This window comes from Balneola sp. (assembly GCA_002694685.1).
Taxonomy (GTDB): Bacteria; Bacteroidota; Rhodothermia; order Balneolales; family Balneolaceae; genus Gracilimonas.
On the sequence record NZMW01000002.1, the window covers coordinates 152,062 to 168,712 of the forward strand.

General features: G+C 38.5%; 12 protein-coding genes. 5 read left to right on the forward strand and 7 right to left on the reverse strand.

What is annotated here, in order from left to right; genetic code table 11:
* Nucleotides 1-197 precede the first annotated feature (197 nt).
* A complete protein-coding gene (locus CL667_04515; GenBank protein ID MAL16956.1) occupies nt 198-1,421 on the forward strand; it encodes an aminoacetone oxidase family FAD-binding enzyme in 1,224 nt (407 codons plus the stop codon).
* A 14-nt stretch (nt 1,422-1,435) separates the two neighbouring features.
* On the opposite strand, the gene lysA is transcribed toward CL667_04515, so the two are convergent.
* Nucleotides 1,436-2,593, reverse strand: coding sequence for a diaminopimelate decarboxylase (gene lysA, locus CL667_04520; GenBank protein MAL16957.1), 1,158 nt, complete (start codon nt 2,591-2,593; stop codon nt 1,436-1,438).
* Between the two features lie 484 nt (nt 2,594-3,077).
* Between lysA and CL667_04525 the strand changes: the two genes are divergently transcribed.
* A complete protein-coding gene (locus tag CL667_04525) occupies nt 3,078-5,183 on the forward strand; it encodes an amino acid transporter (protein MAL16958.1) in 2,106 nt (701 codons plus the stop codon).
* A 16-nt stretch (nt 5,184-5,199) separates the two neighbouring features.
* On the opposite strand, the gene CL667_04530 is transcribed toward CL667_04525, so the two are convergent.
* Nucleotides 5,200-6,468: a histidine--tRNA ligase gene (locus CL667_04530; protein ID MAL16959.1), complete on the reverse strand. Its 1,269-nt coding sequence runs from the start codon at nt 6,466-6,468 to the stop codon at nt 5,200-5,202.
* Nucleotides 6,469-6,644: 176 nt separating this feature from the next.
* Here CL667_04530 and CL667_04535 point away from each other — a divergent pair, with 176 nt between their 5' ends.
* Nucleotides 6,645-7,760, forward strand: a complete 1,116-nt coding sequence (locus CL667_04535) for a hypothetical protein (GenBank protein ID MAL16960.1) — start codon at nt 6,645-6,647, stop codon at nt 7,758-7,760.
* A gap of 21 nt (nt 7,761-7,781) precedes the next feature.
* Here CL667_04535 and CL667_04540 read toward each other — a convergent pair whose 3' ends face one another.
* Together CL667_04540 and CL667_04545 are read right to left on the reverse strand one after the other, a co-directional pair.
* Nucleotides 7,782-9,278, reverse strand: coding sequence for a hypothetical protein (locus tag CL667_04540; GenBank protein ID MAL16961.1), 1,497 nt, complete (start codon nt 9,276-9,278; stop codon nt 7,782-7,784).
* A gap of 19 nt (nt 9,279-9,297) precedes the next feature.
* Nucleotides 9,298-10,575 carry a hypothetical protein gene (locus CL667_04545; GenBank protein ID MAL16962.1) on the reverse strand — a complete coding sequence of 426 codons (1,278 nt, stop codon included), beginning with the start codon at nt 10,573-10,575 and terminating at the stop codon, nt 9,298-9,300.
* Nucleotides 10,576-10,697: 122 nt separating this feature from the next.
* On the opposite strand from CL667_04545, the gene CL667_04550 reads away from it, so the two are divergent.
* Nucleotides 10,698-11,906: a hypothetical protein gene (locus CL667_04550; protein ID MAL16963.1), complete on the forward strand. Its 1,209-nt coding sequence runs from the start codon at nt 10,698-10,700 to the stop codon at nt 11,904-11,906.
* Nucleotides 11,907-12,128: 222 nt separating this feature from the next.
* Here CL667_04550 and CL667_04555 read toward each other — a convergent pair whose 3' ends face one another.
* From CL667_04555 to CL667_04565, 3 genes are read right to left on the reverse strand one after another with little or no spacing between them, the layout of a single operon-like run.
* A complete protein-coding gene (locus tag CL667_04555) occupies nt 12,129-13,433 on the reverse strand; it encodes a hypothetical protein (protein ID MAL16964.1) in 1,305 nt (434 codons plus the stop codon).
* The gene (locus CL667_04560) at nt 13,423-15,897 is read right to left on the reverse strand and encodes a hypothetical protein (protein ID MAL16965.1); all 2,475 of its coding nucleotides are present in this window, start codon (nt 15,895-15,897) and stop codon (nt 13,423-13,425) included. Before CL667_04560 ends, CL667_04555 begins: the two co-directional genes overlap by 11 nt.
* A gap of 10 nt (nt 15,898-15,907) precedes the next feature.
* Nucleotides 15,908-16,195 carry an Asp-tRNA(Asn)/Glu-tRNA(Gln) amidotransferase GatCAB subunit C gene (locus tag CL667_04565; GenBank protein MAL16966.1) on the reverse strand — a complete coding sequence of 96 codons (288 nt, stop codon included), beginning with the start codon at nt 16,193-16,195 and terminating at the stop codon, nt 15,908-15,910.
* Nucleotides 16,196-16,372: 177 nt separating this feature from the next.
* Between CL667_04565 and CL667_04570 the strand changes: the two genes are divergently transcribed.
* Nucleotides 16,373-16,645, forward strand: coding sequence for a phosphocarrier protein HPr (locus CL667_04570; protein ID MAL16967.1), 273 nt, complete (start codon nt 16,373-16,375; stop codon nt 16,643-16,645).
* Nucleotides 16,646-16,651: the final 6 nt, after the last annotated feature.

Genomic DNA, 16,651 nt, shown 5'->3' on the forward strand with positions numbered 1-16,651 from the left:
AGTGTTTTGTAAAACAAGCATGTAGAGGATTCTAGCAGATAATTGGTATGGTTTTAAGGAATACGATAGTTAGAACTCCCTGATTATCTATGTGATCTGTATTGTATTTATAGACAAATTTTCATCTTTCTTTGAGCCTTAGAGATTTAGTGGCGCTGAATAAAGAGACTCACCTAAAGAAAGGGTATCTTTAGAACATGAGTAAAAAAGAGCTACAAGTTGCGGTAATTGGTGGAGGTGCGGCTGGATTTTTCAGCGCTATATCAGCTAAAACACACAATCCGGATGCCAAAGTCACCATCTATGAAAAGTCGGATAAGCTACTTTCAAAAGTCAGGATTTCAGGTGGCGGAAGATGTAATGTAACCCACCATTGTTTTGATGTGAGGGAACTTGTGAAGTTTTACCCTCGCGGTGAGCGGCCTTTAAAGAAAGCCTTTGGGATGTGGTCGCCATCGGATACAGTGGCTTGGTTTGAGAAAAGGGGAGTAGAGCTTAAGACGGAACCTGATGGACGTATGTTCCCAACTACCGATGATTCTGAAACGATCATCGACTGTCTCATGGAAGAAACCCGGAAGCTGGGTATAGGAATCAAAACCGGCGCCAATATAAAAAGCCTTTCGAAGCTGGAAGAAGGCTATGAGATGGGATTCCATCGGGGAGGGAGGAAAACGGCTGACAGAGTAATTATTGCAACAGGAGGAAGTCCGCGAGCAAAAGGCTTTGATTGGCTGCGCGAGCTTGGGCACGATATTGAAGAACCGGTTCCTTCATTATTTACATTCAACATGCCGGACGAACCGATAAAAGAGCTAATGGGTGTTGTTGCCGAGCCGGTTTCCATTAAAATTATGGGATCGAATCTTAAAAGCAGTGGCCCTTTGTTAATTACTCACTGGGGAATGAGCGGCCCGGCCGTGTTAAAGCTATCATCTTTTGGGGCTCGCGATTTCCATGACATGGATTATGAGTTCAAAGCCTTGGTAAACTGGACGGGAGATCGGCCTGAGCAGGAAGTGAGGTCATTACTCAAAGACATAGAAGCCGAGCACGGAAAAAAGAAAATTCCGAATGTAAATCCATTTGGACTGCCCAATAGATTATGGAATTTTCTGATTGATAAGCTGGAACTTGGGGATGCCATGATCTGGCAAAATTTGGGGAAGAAAAACATCAATCGCTTGGTGCATTTACTCACTAATGACGAGTATCAGGTTCAGGGAAAAACGACTTTCAAAGAAGAGTTTGTAACCTGTGGCGGAATTAGCCTGCTGGATGTAGATATGAAAACAATGGAAAGCCGAAAATCACCAGATCTCTACTTTGCGGGTGAAGTGCTAGATATTGATGGAGTCACAGGTGGATTCAATTTTCAGGCAGCATGGACAACTGGGTATATTGCCGGGAAGCTCAAATAATTCAAAATTTTGAATTATTTGATGTCATCTGAGAATATAGAAGGATTCGCTTCCCTCAAGTTATATGCACTTCTCATTACTTCACCATATGCACCGGCACTTCGGATAGCCACTAGATCACCGCGCTGAACTTCTGGGATGGAAATGTCTTTTCGGAAGGTATCTGAGCTCTCACAAATCGGGCCAACCACATCATAGGTTTTTTCAGTTTTATCGCTTGTAAGAACATCGATACGGTGAGTAGCCTGATAGAGAGCGGGACGGATAAGTTCTGTCATGCCCGCATCAACCACAGCGAAGTTCTTGGCCTGTCCGCTTTTCGTAAACAGCACTTTCGTAATCAGGCTACCACACTGACCTACAATTGAACGGCCTAATTCAAAGTGTAACTTCTGATGACTTTTTAGGGTGATGTTCTCTTTAAAAAGCCCAAAGAAACGTTCAAAATCAGGAATAGAATTATTGTTAGGGTGATCGTAGTTAATGCCAAATCCACCGCCAACATTAATAACCGTAAGCTTGAATCCCTTGTCTTCGATGTAATTGTTAAGCTGATTGGCTTTTTTGCAGAGCTCCTCAAAAGGAGTGAATTTTTGGATCTGAGATCCAATATGAAAGTGGATGCCTATTAATTCGATGTTTTTTAACCGAGGCAACATTCCCAGGACCTCATCTAAATCGGTCTCATTAATTCCGAACTTGTTTTCCTTGAGTCCGGTCGTAATATATTTATGCGTATCGGCTTCAACATTTGGGTTAAGTCGCAAAGCGATGTGTGCTTTTTTCCCATGTTTTCCGGCCATTTCATTAAGTACTTCTATTTCCTGATGCGACTCAACGTTGAAGCAAAAGATATCATGCTTAAGCCCTAATTCTATTTCTTCGTCACTTTTACCAACCCCTGCAAAGGCTATTTCATCCGGATTAAATCCTGCTTCAATGGCACGGTTTACTTCACCACCACTTACGCAATCAGCTCCCAGACCCGCTTCCTTAATAATCTCAAGAATACGAGTTTGATTATTCGCCTTTAAAGCGAAGTGAACATGAAAGTCTTTAGCAATTGCATGTTTCTTTACTTCTTCGAGCGTCTTTCTGAGTACGTCAAAATCATAGAAAAAATAGGGGGTTTTAAACTTTTGCAGTGCAGGAATAATAGTGTTTGGAAACATGAATTAGTTGAGTTGGACTGAAGCTAAAATTTTGTATTCAAAGCAAAATGAACCGTATTAGGTTCATTAATTTATTACTAAGAATGGCCTAAAGTTTAAAAAATAAAATTTATGAACGCATTCATAAAATACCGTGTATAAGGTACTGAATGTACATCTAACTTTTGAAGATCATTCAGAATAATATTTATATAATAACCAAAAGCTTAAAAGGCAGATCAGCATGTAATTATGGTAAGGTTATGTTATTATGCTAGGGTTAAAATAAATGATCAAATTCAATCAATAATCCCGTAAATTTTCCTTTTAGCATAAGGATGGATGCTAAGTAAGTTTATCTGTTCAAATCGGGATAACCTTTAAACAATTTCAGGACTACTTACAGTTCAAGAGAACTGTCTATTTTTTTGATTTAATATTATGAAGCAGAGCTTCAATCTGGATTTACTAACTACTTTTAAAACCTTTTCAAGGGCAGTATAACATGAAACATGAAAAATTAGCCAAAGAATTAGGGCTATCAGATGTATATGCAATTGCTACTGGAGCAATGTTTAGTTCAGGCTTTTTTCTATTACCTGGTTTAGCAGCCGCTGAAACGGGTCCTTCTGTATTTTTAGCTTATTTGGTTTCTGGTATTATCGTACTCCCAACTATGTTTAGCGTTGCCGAATTAGCGACGGCCATGCCTAAAGCTGGAGGTACTTACTATATCATCGACAGAAGTCTGGGACCCATGATTGGTACAATTGGGGGATACGGTTCATGGTTAGCCTTAGTCCTGAAAAGTGCTTTTGCTTTGATAGGTATGGGAGCGTACATATCCATTTTTTATGAAGTTCCGATAATACCAGTAGCTGTGATTTTGACCATCGTTTTTGGGATTTTGAATGTGGTGGGAGCTAAAGAAACCACGATGTTGCAGAAGATTTTGGTAACAGCGTTAGTCTCCATCATGTTTTTCTACATTGTACAAGGGGTATTTGCTGTTTTTGAGCTGGATATTGTAAAAGTGACTCAAGAGCAATTCACTCCATTTTTTATTGATGGCTATTATGGATTTTTCGCTACGGTAGGGATGGTGTTTGTGTCTTATGCCGGTCTCACAAAAGTAGCTAGCATAGCCGAAGAGGTTAAAAATCCAGATCGGAATATTCCTCTGGGAATGTTTCTGGCGATTGCTACAGCGGTCACGGTTTATGTGATAGGTGTATATATCATGGTTGCTTTGCTTGAACCTGCAGCCTTCCGCGAAGATCTTACGCCGGTTGCTACAGCAGGAGAGGTATTTTTAGATTGGCTTCCTGAACCAACAGGACTAATTCTGGTTGTGATTGCGGCTGTAGCGGCTTTTGCCTCAACTGGAAATGCAGGAATTATGTCGGCTTCCAGATACCCAATGGCAATGGCGCGCGATAAATTAATCAACGAACGATTTGCCAAGCTTAGTAAACTGGGAACACCGCTATGGTCAGTAGTGGCCACGGTATTGATGATGATATTCTTCTTGGTAGCTTTCAATGTTGCTGAAGTTGCGAAGCTCGCGAGTGCTTTTCAGTTACTGCTATTTGGGTTACTGAATCTTGCCGTAATTGTAATGCGAGAAAGTAAGATTGAGGAATATGATCCTGGCTTTAATTCACCATTCTATCCCTGGATACAGATTGCGGGTATTATACTATCCATTATTCTGATTTTTGAAATGGGCGTCTTATCTATTCTATTCACAATTCTTGTGAGTGTATTCGGAATTATTTGGTTCAAGTACTATGCAGCGGATAAAGTAGATCGTCAAGGTGCTATTTTTCATGTTCATGCCCGGCTTGGAAAAAACAAAGATCAGGGACTTGAGCACGAAATGAGAAATATATTACGAGAAAAAGGTCTGCGTCAAGAAGATCCATATGAGGAAATGATATCAAGAGCAGATGTACTCGAGTTCGATTCATCCGTTGGGTACGACGAGATTCTTGAGGAAACCAGCAAGCTGTACTCCGAAAAACTAGGCAGAAGTACTGATGAATTATATGAAATGTTTTCTGAGCTCGATGCCGATAAAATCATTCCTATTGCAAGCGGGGTAGCTCTGAATCATGCCCGAATTGATGCTGATATTTTACCTGAAATGGTGTTGGTTCGTATTAAAGGCGGCTTAAAAGTAGATAAGCTCAAAAAGCTGAATTCTAAAAAAGTAGGGGATGAATCCTTAAAGTGTTTACTTTTCTTCATAAGCCCTGACGAAAACGCGGGTCAACATTTGAGGATATTGGCCCATATCGCTGAAATGGTAAGTACGAAAAACTTCCTGAATAGGTGGATAGCAGCAGATAATGAAGAAGTACTTCGTGAGATTTTATTAAGGGATGAACGTTTCATCAGGCTTATTTTAAGCAATGATGATGGAACTTCAGAGTATGTTGGAAAGATGATTAAAGACATTTCCCTTCCAGGTCAAAGTCTGATCACAATTATAAGGCGGAATGACCAGATCAAAATTCCACATGGAATAACAGTCCTTCAGGAAGATGATGAAGTCTCCATCATCGGTGAGATTGAAGACATCAAATCACTGAAAAAACTGCTGAATTAATAACCAAGCTGAATAATTAGAGAAGCTTTTGAGTAAGCTTCTCTACAATGGCTTCAAATTCGAGGGATGCTTCTTCGCTTTCTTTCATATTGCGCAGAGTGAATTTACCTTCTTGTAATTCATTCCCGCCAACAATGATAGTGTAGAGTGCATTTTCGCGGTTAGCATCTTTCATTTGAGCCTTCATGGATCTGCTCATATAATCCATGGTAGCTGAAAGGCCGGCCTCTCGAACTTTTGGGAGGTGGGAAAGAGCCCAGTTTCGAGCTTCATCACCTAAAGTCACAAAATAAACATCTACCGACTTCTCTTCGGCGAGGTTGATGTCCAGCTCCTCACAAGCAATCATTAGTCGCTCCATGCCGGCGGCAAAACCTACTGCGGGCGTATCTTGTCCACCAATTTCCTCAACAAGCAGGTCGTAGCGACCTCCCCCGGCTAAGGCATCTTGAGAGCCGAGATCTGGGCTTGTAAGCTCAAAAGCAGTACGGGTATAATAATCCATGCCGCGCACGAGGTAAGGATCCAGCGTGTAATCAATTCCAAGCTCAGACAGATAATTAGTAACCCTCTCAAAATGCTCTTTCGATTCATCATTCAAATAATCCTGAATAACAGGTGCTTTTTTGATGAATTCCTGATCTTCTTCTTCCTTTGAATCAAGAATTCTCATCGGGTTTTTCTCAAAACGTTTTTGAGAAAGTTCACTCATTTTGTCAAGGTTTGGCTTAAGAAAATCTCTCAAAGCTTCTTTATAAGCCTCCCGGCTTTCAGGGTCTCCCACTGAATTCAGCTTCAGCTCAAAATTCTTAATACCAATACGTTTGTAGATCTGCATCATAAAAGAAATGCATTCCACATCTGCAACAGGGTCATCACTCCCGATAATCTCAACCCCAAACTGATGAAACTGTCGTTGACGGCCTTTCTGTGGCTTCTCGGCCCGAAACATCGGTCCGATGTAATACAGTTTCTGAGAACCACCGCGCTGCTGCATGTGGTGTTCCACAAAAGCACGCACTACCGGTGCTGTAAGTTCAGGTCGCAGAACATAGTGGCTGTCGCCCTTTTTAAAAGCAAAAATCTCCTTGGAGACAATATCTGTCAGCTGACCAATTCCGCGAACAATCAGCTCCGTTTGCTCCATGATAGGAGTTCGTATTTCTTCAAAATTGAACTTAGCAGCTTCCTCGTGAATGATTTGTTCGAGCGCTCTCCACTTCGGAGATTCGTCAGGAAGAATGTCTACCATTCCGAGGTGGGTGGTGTATTTTGGTTTGGCCATACCTTACTATTTCCTTTGAAAATTATTTGAAAGAAGATAAGGTTCGTGTGGATGAATATCTGTACAATAACTACCTTAATTTGCTATAAGATGAAGGCGAGATTTGTTTTCATTATGAGTAAAATCAAGAAGCTATTGAGTAGAGTATAAAATTATTTCCTTATTAAGAGACTAGAATGAACCGTATTTATCAGATCTTTGGAATGCGAATTAAAGTAGACACTTTTGAAAGCAGTGCTGGTGCAATACTGCATAATGAGTTATCACAATACCCAATAGAGAGATCAAAGGATTATGATATAGCTATTAACTATGTATCAGATGTTGAAAAGGGTGATGTTATAAGCAGTAATCCTACTTTGAATTGGTTATCAGGTGATGGCATGATTTGTCAACTTGGATCTGCTACTGTACAGTTTGTATTTGAGGAACATCAACTTGTAAAAATTAACTTTAGTATTAATCGGGAATCTTCTCTGAAAAGAAATATCCGTAAATGGAAGTCCATACAGTATGCTACCGATGAGGAAGCTATTGGCCAAATATTTCATGAGTTGTTATTAGTACCTATGGCATTCTTTGAGAAGGATTATTCTGTAGTACATAGTTCAGGAGTAGTTAATGGCAAAGGCGATGTTGTTCTATTTGGGGGGACTGGAGGCGTAGGTAAAACATCATTGGAAATGGATTTATGCCTGAACCATAAATGCACTTTTTTCAATGATGATATAGCAGTTGTTGATTCTGAAGGCAATTGTTTCCCAAATTTTTCCTACCCAAAAATTTATGGCTATAACCTTCAGGGGGTTAAACAAATAAAGGAAAAGATATTAGGCGACCTATCTTTGGCGAATAGAATTCATTACAGCTTGCATGAGCTAAAAGGAAAAAACAAAGTAAGGAGGAGAGTTAGCCCTGCTGTTTTTTATGGACAGGTTTCTAACAGTGTGAAAAAGATTTCATCTTTTGTGGTTTTATTTAGGAGTAAGGTTGAAAAAATCAAAATGGAAGTTATTTCTGCAGAGAAAGCAGCTATTTTTAATTCAATTATTATGTCTACAGAGTACGATCTCTTTTTCAACCACCTTAGGTGGCATGAGTTTAACGCGCTTTCAATGGGTCAAAAACCTGCAAGTACATTCGATTCAATTATTGGAGAAAACACTGATAATTTCAAAAGAAGCCTTGCTAAAGCAGATCAAATATATATGGCTCATATTCCTTTGGGAATTTCAAATTCCGATTATAAAGTCCAGATGGTTGAGGCTTTGAAAAAGAACGGACTTATTTAATCGAGCCTAATTAAAAGGCATCTATTTAAGTTGTTTTATATTCTCTTTCCAGTTCTTTGGGTTCTTCCACTGAAGCCAAATTTTCTTTATCTGTTTCAATTCCACTTCTTCATAAAAATTGAAGAGATATAGAATAAAAGGAAACATTAAAATTGCTGATGTTTTTACAGTAAGTCGGATGGCCAAATGCATGCCATTGGTGAGCAAAGATGCATATACTAATGCAACGCCAATTGAGAAAATGAGGATTATTTTTCGCCATTCAAATTGAATTGGATACACTTTGTTTGAGAAGTAGAATAGCCCCAAAAAGAAAACCAAGTGTGAAATAAAACTCGCAAGTGCTGCTCCTTCTGCCCCTAAAACAGGTATCATGAGTATATTTAGCACTAGATTTAGAATGGAAACAATAGCGGTCATCAGTGTAATTCGGGATGTTTTTTTTGCAATTCTTAGTCCAATATTCACAACATCATTTAAGGCAACAAAAAACAAACCAAATGCTAAAATGGGAATCACAGAAAATGAAGACCAGTAAACAGCACTACCTGTAAATACCTTAAGGACTTCTTTCCCAAACAAAGAAACCCCCATTATGCAGATCATCATCCCGAATCCATAATAAGTCATAGTTTTTTGATAAAACCGATGACTGTCCGGATCTTTGAGTTTCTTGAACATCAACGGGGTAAGTGCCATACTCACAGAGGTGATTATTAACACCTTTAGGATAGAAGAAACTTTGTATGCCAATGAATACAAGCCAACTTCTTGCAAACCTGACATAGAGTTCAATACAAAGCGATCAATTACATTTGTAGAAGAAGCAGCCAAACCGGCCATCATCATTGAAACCCCGTAGCCCATCATTTCTGTAAAAACGGGGTAATGAATTCGCAGCATGGAATTTTTAAGCATGTAAGGTATCAGGATAATAAGATAGATAGTAAAACCAGCTATTTGTCCGGCATAAATTGCAAACAAGCCGTCGCTTCGCATGAGTAGGAAGTACAAGGTGACAATCAGTGTAACTAATAACTTTATTATATTAGTGACTGTAAAAAAACCCGCCCGTTCCTGCATACGCATTAACGTTGCAGGCATTACTCCAAGCGCCTGTAGACCAGTAGATACCATAACAAGAACTACAATGTCTTGGTAATCCGCGTTTTCAAATATTAATAGAGATAAGTCACTTTTAAATAAATAAGTGATTGAAACAATAGCGATAACCAGAAATCCAATTAGAAGGGATGAGGTAAAGAATGTGGCTCTATTTTCATCCTTATCCTGCTCATAATACCACCTAATTAATGAGTTGTACAAACCAAATCCCATTATTGAAATAACGATTTGGTTTACAGCTTCAAAAACTCCCAGCGCTCCATAATCATTAACACTTAAGTATTCAGGATTTGTAAGAAATGGGATAAGAATAAACCCTGTCAACTTTACAAAAACATTGCCAAGGCTATAAATAGCAGAATTCTTAATGGTCTCTTTTACGTACTTAAGCAAAACTTAAATCCTACTATTGTTAGTGTGCATCATGTTCAAGCATAACTTCTTTTAGCTTTTTGGTAAAGTCGGGGTAATTTTTTCCTGAGTCAAAATGACTCAGACACGTTTTGTACGCTTTATCTGCTTTTTGAATTCTAATTGAGTGCTTAAGTAGCGCTTCCTCTAAAGTTGCTTGAATTTCTGAAGAGTTAAAATCCCGATTTAGCAACCAGCCACTTTCTGTATTAACAAGTTCAGAAGTACCCCCAACATTCGTTGCAATGGCTGGGATACGATAACTATTTGCTTCCATGATTGAGACTGGGATGCCTTCTGATTTGCTTAGGTTTATAAATATGTGAACTGGGTTTTTGCTATACCAGTCAAGTAGTTCTTGATTATCAATATGTCCATGGAGACTTGCAGAAAGGTTTGGCGGAAAGTCAGCTGTCAGTTTTTTTAAGTTATTTAAACCTGGCCCGGAACCAAAGTGGTTCCAATATAAATTAATTTTAGGGTGTTTTGAGGCGAATTTTTTTAATGATAGAGCTATTCTATCAACTCTCTTATTCTTGTTTATACTTGAGCAAGAAGCCAAGGTAAGAGTCTGTGGTATTTTTTTTTCATTATGCTGCATTTCATTTTCATCAGGAATTGGAATGCCAAGCCTGGAAAGCTGAAATTTAGACTGGTACTTGCTATATCTATTCGAAAGATATTGAACTCCATTTTTCGAAATGCTATACAATACTTCAATATTAGCTATGGTCTTTTCACGTAGAGGTATATAGTTTTTTGAGTGTAACTCCTCATACAAATCTCCCCTATGGGTTCTCGAAATTACAGGAATATCAGTGCCAGCTATAGTAGCGCCTAATGTAGCTCCATTACACCAGTAAGAATAGATTATCCATTTTTCATTATCGGCAGAATTATTTTTCCTGATTTCTTGAATAGCTTTTCTACTTAACGCAGCATCACGTGAATATGTGAGTAAGTTATCAATTACTTCTTTGTTTATACGAGTTGGGAAAATCTCTGCCAATTCCTGATAAAAAAAAGAGGATTTCAGAGCAACAAATAACTTTGATATGACACGCCTGAGACTGCTTTCGCTGTTTACTTGAGAAATAATCGAACTATCAACGGTGCAATTTTTGGGTATTGGACGGGAATTCTGAGTAAGAGTTTTTTTTGTAGGTAAAATAATGATGCTAGAAAAGCCTTGAGCCAAATAAGTAAGCTCTGTTTCAAGAAAAGTTTCTCCAGTTCCAAAAGGAAATGTCGATGTCAAGAGTATTAAATTATCTTTCATATTAAGTGTCTTACAAACTATAAATTAAATCTGTTTATTTGACTACTTCAATTACATATGTGCCCAAATATAATATATCTTGAGCTCCGATTTACTTGAATAAAGACATTGATGAAAAGAGGATGAGTGTGAAAATATTAATGGTCTTAGACAAAGCATTCCCAACGGATATAAGAGTAGAAAAAGAGGCAATTTCGCTAGTTAAAGCTGGGTACTCTGTAGGAATTCTCTCTATAGCTGACTACGAGCGGAATGAAGTTATTAATCACAAAGGGATTACTGTTTACAGAATAGCTTTATCCAAATTTATTGCAGATAAGATGCATGGGTTAGCGGCTATGATTCCCTGGATAGATTATTATGTGGCAAAAAAAATCATAGAAGTGTTAAGTAATGAAGATTACGATGCCATTCATGTTCACGATCTTTACTTATTTGGTGCTATTAGATTAGTAAGAAAAAAAGTAAACAAATGGTTTGTAGGAGATCTCCATGAAAATTATGTGGATGCTTTAAAAGATTATAAATGGAGTACGACCTACCCAAATAAGCTTATTGTTTCTATATCAAAGTGGGAAAGAAAAGAAAAAGAATGGCTTCAATATTTTGACAGACTCATTGTAGTGAATGAAGGAATGAAGGATAAGAATATTGCTAAAGGTGTACCTGAAGATAAGATTTCAGTTGTCTCCAATAGTATTGATACAGCCACATTTTCTAATTATGAGATTGATGAGGCTATTATTGATCGATACCAAGATTTTTTCACATTGATATATGTAGGGGGGTTTGTAAGCAATAGAGGATTAGAGCATGTCGTAAAGGGAATGGCAACAGTTAAAGAGTATAATAGCAATATAAAGCTGTTGTTAGTGGGTGATGGGGAGGTGATGAATACTCTCCAACAACTTACAAAACAGCTTGATCTGGAAGATGTAATTGATTTTGAAGGTTGGCAACCGCAAAATAAAATCCGCTCTTATTTAGAAGCCAGCAATGTTGGTTTAGTACCTTTTAAAAGAACACCTCAAACTAATAACTCCAGCTCGAATAAACTCTATCAATACATGTATTTTGGGGTGCCCGTATTAGCTACCAATTGCACATCCGTTAAGAAACTGGTAGACGAAGAACAATGCGGTATTGTATATGAAGAAGAATCTCAGGATCAATTTAGTGAGCATGTAATTCATCTTTTTGAAGATGCTAAAGTTCGTGAAAAGTATTCTAAAAATGGTCGAGAAGCAGTCAAACTAAAATATAACTGGGAAAAAGAGGCTAAAAAGCTTATTAATTTGTATGGTCAGCTGGAAAAGGAACAGAAAAAGTAAAAGGTGTATTTTTTTAAACAGATTTATCGGTATTAATTTCGATTAGGGATTCTTTTTTAACTTATCCAAAATTCAAAATAAGACTAATATGTCTATAGAAGATATCAAAAAGTTTTTGTTCTGGCACCTCATGGTGATGATTGAGAATTTTCTTGTGGGGGTATACTAAAACGATTTATAGAGAAAAAACCAGAGATATGATCAGTAATATTAGTATCTGTATTATTCTCCCTCAGGGTTAATGATACGACTCAATTGCCGGGTCAGGCTATAACGACTGTAAGGATGATCTCTTAAGTTCTCATTATCAGTTTGGATAGTGCCGGTTTTTTTGGCCATCATTTTTCTTAGATAAATCTTAAGCGTATCTACTTCGGAATAATCAAAACATTCTCCTAGTCCGTAGTCCTTAATGATTTTGGCTGCATCTCCATCCTTAGGTCCAATATAGAGTATAGGCTTTTGGGCGCCAATGTAATCAAATAATTTACCTGTCAGAATTAATTTATTGTGCTTTGATTTAGGGATGACTAAAAGTAATAAATCTGCATTCTGCATTTCTATTTTAGCCTCTTTGTGAGGTATGTAACCATTAAAATTTACGAGATATTTAATCTTATATTCTTCTTCAATGGTATGATGTACTTGATAATTATAGGAGCCAAAGAACTGCAAGTCCAGTTTTGCTTTTTCGGAATCACCAAGAGAACTGATGGCTCGAAAAAAAGCATGAGGTATGGCAGGTTCTGTCATGCTGCCTACATACTTTATTGTGAACTTTGAATTAGAGTGTTTATACTGAACTTTAGGAAAGTCTTCATGATCGAAGCCATTGGGTAAAACCTGATAGTCCCTTCTGTAAATCTTGTCTTGAAGTTTAGCCATATGCCTGGAAACGACAATAACTTCATCGGCTTTGCTTAAAGCTTTTTGTTCCAAGTGTTCATCAATATTCTGAGCTAGAGCAGTTCGTGGCAGAGTTTCATTGTAGAAAATTTTCGACCATGGGTCCCGCATATCCATAATCCATTTTAAATCGGGATTCCACTCTTTGATTTTGGTTCCGCTGATATGGGTAGAATTCGGAGGTCCGGTAGTAATAACGGTCTCAATATCATAGTTTTCTATGATCTGCTTGGCTTTAGAAGATGCATTTTTAATCCATCCTATTCGCGCATCAGGTATAAAAAAATTTGCTCGAATCCAGACACCGGCTTTTTGTATTAATCCCCCTTCTGTAGAAAAAGCAGTTGAGGGAGTGGATACTTCCTTTTTACTCTTGCCTGTAAGTTTCCCAAATACAGAGTACGGTTCTATGCTTTTAGATCGATATACTTCTAACTCTGGTGAAACATCTTTTGTCAGCGTTTCATCCAGCAATGGATAAGTTGGGTTTTCTACAGTTAATACTATAGGTTCAATGCCAAAGTCGGGGAGGTATTTGCAAAATTTCACCCACCTTTGTACACCTGCCCCTCCACTTGGAGGCCAATAGTAGGTTATTATCAGAACTTTCTTACGAGCCACTGTCACTGCGGTTTTTAAACCATGTGAAGCCCCAGAGAGCAGCAATCAGAAGTTGAAGAATCAAGGAAATCCATGCAAACATGACACCTATTTGGTATGATTGAGGCATAAAGTTGAGTTGAAGAGTATGCTCTCCCGCAGGAATTTGAAGTCCGCGCAATAAGTAATTGGTCTTATAAATCGGGATTTCTTTACCATTCAAAGTAGCTGTCCAACCTGCAGGATAATAAATTTCGCTGAGTACAAGGAACCCGGGTTCAGATCGAGAAAGTTTAAGAGTCATTTCAGGGCCGGTATAATTGACGACTTCGGCTGAAGCTGTTGTGTCTTCTGTAGAAGATATATTATCGGAAGTTTCCACTACGGCTGTTGAAGAAAAATCAAGCTGTCCAGGCATTAAATAGTTGTAGGCCGCAGCAGGCTCTTGTACTGTTATTAAAGAGTCAACAAAGAAGGCTTTAGGTAACACATTTTGATTCTCATATACGACCCCACTTTGACTTTGGAATACCGGTTCAAAACCAGGAAGAGGAAGTCCTTGTGTATAAGTCAGGTACTTTACATTCAACAGATCAAGTAGCTGCGGATTGAAGTTTTGTGTCTGAACATTAAGTGGTCCTTGCTGCCCATACATGACATCCTGAACAACACTGAGCTTTGCTCCCGTATAGCCACCTAATATGGGGTAGAAATAGGCTGCATCAGCACTGCTATAAGGGTTATCTAACAAAGGAAATACACGGTATGAGTACTCTGAATTCTCAGAGATGTTTTCTTGGATATAGGTGTCAATATCCCTGCGTTGGGATTCTAAAGTTTTCTCAGGGCTTACATTCTCTGCTACAAAGGAAGATTCAGGGATATATCGTTTATCCACACTCATCATATCAAAAGTCAAAATGGCAATAAATCCAATTAAGCCAAGACTAACAGGTATTTTTTGATTTGACATCAAATAGATGAGACCTATACCTATAGCAAAAATAATAGCAAGTCGGAGTAAATCGCCATTCGCTTTTTCTTCTCGTTCTGGGACCATCTGTGCATTAACGTAACTCTCAGCACGCTGCTGTACCTGAGGATTTGTCGGGCTTACCTGATTTTGTTGAGCTATCTGATTAGCAATATTTGCTACTTCTCCAGGGCGTGTAAAATTCATGGAGTTGATTTGAATAAAAAGTATCAGAATCACTCCGGCTGAAATCCCTATGGGCACATATAATTCTTTTAGCTGTTTTCCTTTTGATTGGGCAAAACCGACAAGCCACTCCAAACCAAATACTGCAACAATGGTATAACAAAACGCTGTGAGGGTTAACCAGGTTTCAGGAGCTCTGAATTTGTCAAAGTATGGGATATAGTCGAAAGCAAATTCATTGAGTAAACTGAAATTTTCTCCCCAGGCAAAGATAATGCCTAACGTTCCTGCTGCAAAGAAAGAAAGCATCACTCTGGTTCTATTCTTGAAAAGTGCTAATATTACAAAAGGAAGGCTTAGGGCTCCAAGGTAATGAGGTCCAGAAGTAACAGATTTAGGACCCCAGTACTCAGGAGATGCACCTCCAAAAATATTTGGCACAAGTAAAGTCCATGTTTCTCTAATTCCCTGAGACCAGGCAAAAGCATAACCTGTACTTAATCCTGTTGAATTGTCTAAGGCAGAACCTCCTCGTATGCTATATTCTGCATACTCACGAAGAGATAAGAGGTTTTGTGCATGTCCTAAAATTCCCACAATACCTCCTGAAACCAACAAAATGGTAGCCATACCCCATTCTTGAAGTCGGTTTTCTTTGTAGGCTTTCCAAGTATCAAACAGCCATAGGAATCCCAGTAAATAAAAGAAGTAGTAAGTTATCTGTGGATGACCGGCTCGGAGCTCTAGGGTCAATGCAACAGTGAAGAGTAATAATCCGGGAAGCTTTTTCTCTTTTCGGGTGAGTAGCCAATACCCCGCTATCATCCAGGGTGCAAAAGCTAAGGCCGAAAATTTAGATGTATGACCTGCAACTATGATAATAGGGAAGTAGGTGGTTAACCCATACATAAGGCTCCCAAAAAGAGAAGTCAGGCTTCTAAAACCCATTATAATCAATAAAAAGTAGGTTCCTGATAATAGAACCCAATATTGAAATGCCGGGTATATATTATTGAAGTATCCTGAAAAGTGATCTAGATGGGGAACTGCTTTTTTGACAGAAACCACAAATGCCGGCATCCCACCAAACATATTGTTCACCCATAGTGGCTCTTTATCATAAGTTTCTCGGTACTCAATTACAGATTCAGCACCAGCGCGCCACTGGGTAATATCATGACGTTTAAATTCCTTTCCGCCAATAGTAGTAGCAGTAAATAAAATGAATGGAACCAAAAATAGAATCACAAGCGCAATAATGTGCTTGCGCGTTTCAGGGAGACTTGAAAAGAAATCTTGGTTCGGTGAAGAGGCTTGGTCAGTCATGCAGGCTTTTTTATTCAATCACTTTTGGAACGCGGAAATAATCGCTATCGGCATCAGGGGCGTTTTTGAGGGCGTCATCATGAGAAAGAGGTTCTTCGGCTTTATCCTTACGAAGTCGGCTTTCCAGGTCAATAACATGCTCAAGCGGTTCTACGTCAGAAGTATCAAGCTCTTCAAGCTGTTCCATATAACCCAGAATCTTATTCATATCACCGGTGAAGGATTTCACCTCATCATCGGATAACTGTAGCCGGGCTAAGTCGGCCATGTAACGGACGTCGTTTTCATTTACAGACATACATCAATCAATTTTTTTAATTCGTCACAATTTAAGAAACATTGCGAGAAAGATTAATCGGTTTTTAAAGAACTTATTGTTATTTCATTTAGTATAGAATGAAGGTGTCATAAATTAGGTTCAAAAACTTGGCATATTGTAATTATTATTTTCATTTTAAGAGACTAATTTATTCTCATGATCAAAAAGAAAGTAACTATAATAAATTCAGCAGGTTTACACGCTCGCCCTTCGGCGCAGCTGGTTAAACTTGCCAGTAAATATAAATCCGACTTCTACATCCATAGTTATGGGTATAGGGTGAACGGGAAAAGTATATTAGGCGTGATGACGCTGGCCGCTGAAAGTGGAGCTGAGTTAGAACTGGAATTAGACGGCCCGGACGAAGAAGAAGCACTGGATGCAATTGTGAATTTAGTAGAAAGTAAGTTCGGAATGGAAGATGAATAGAATCGC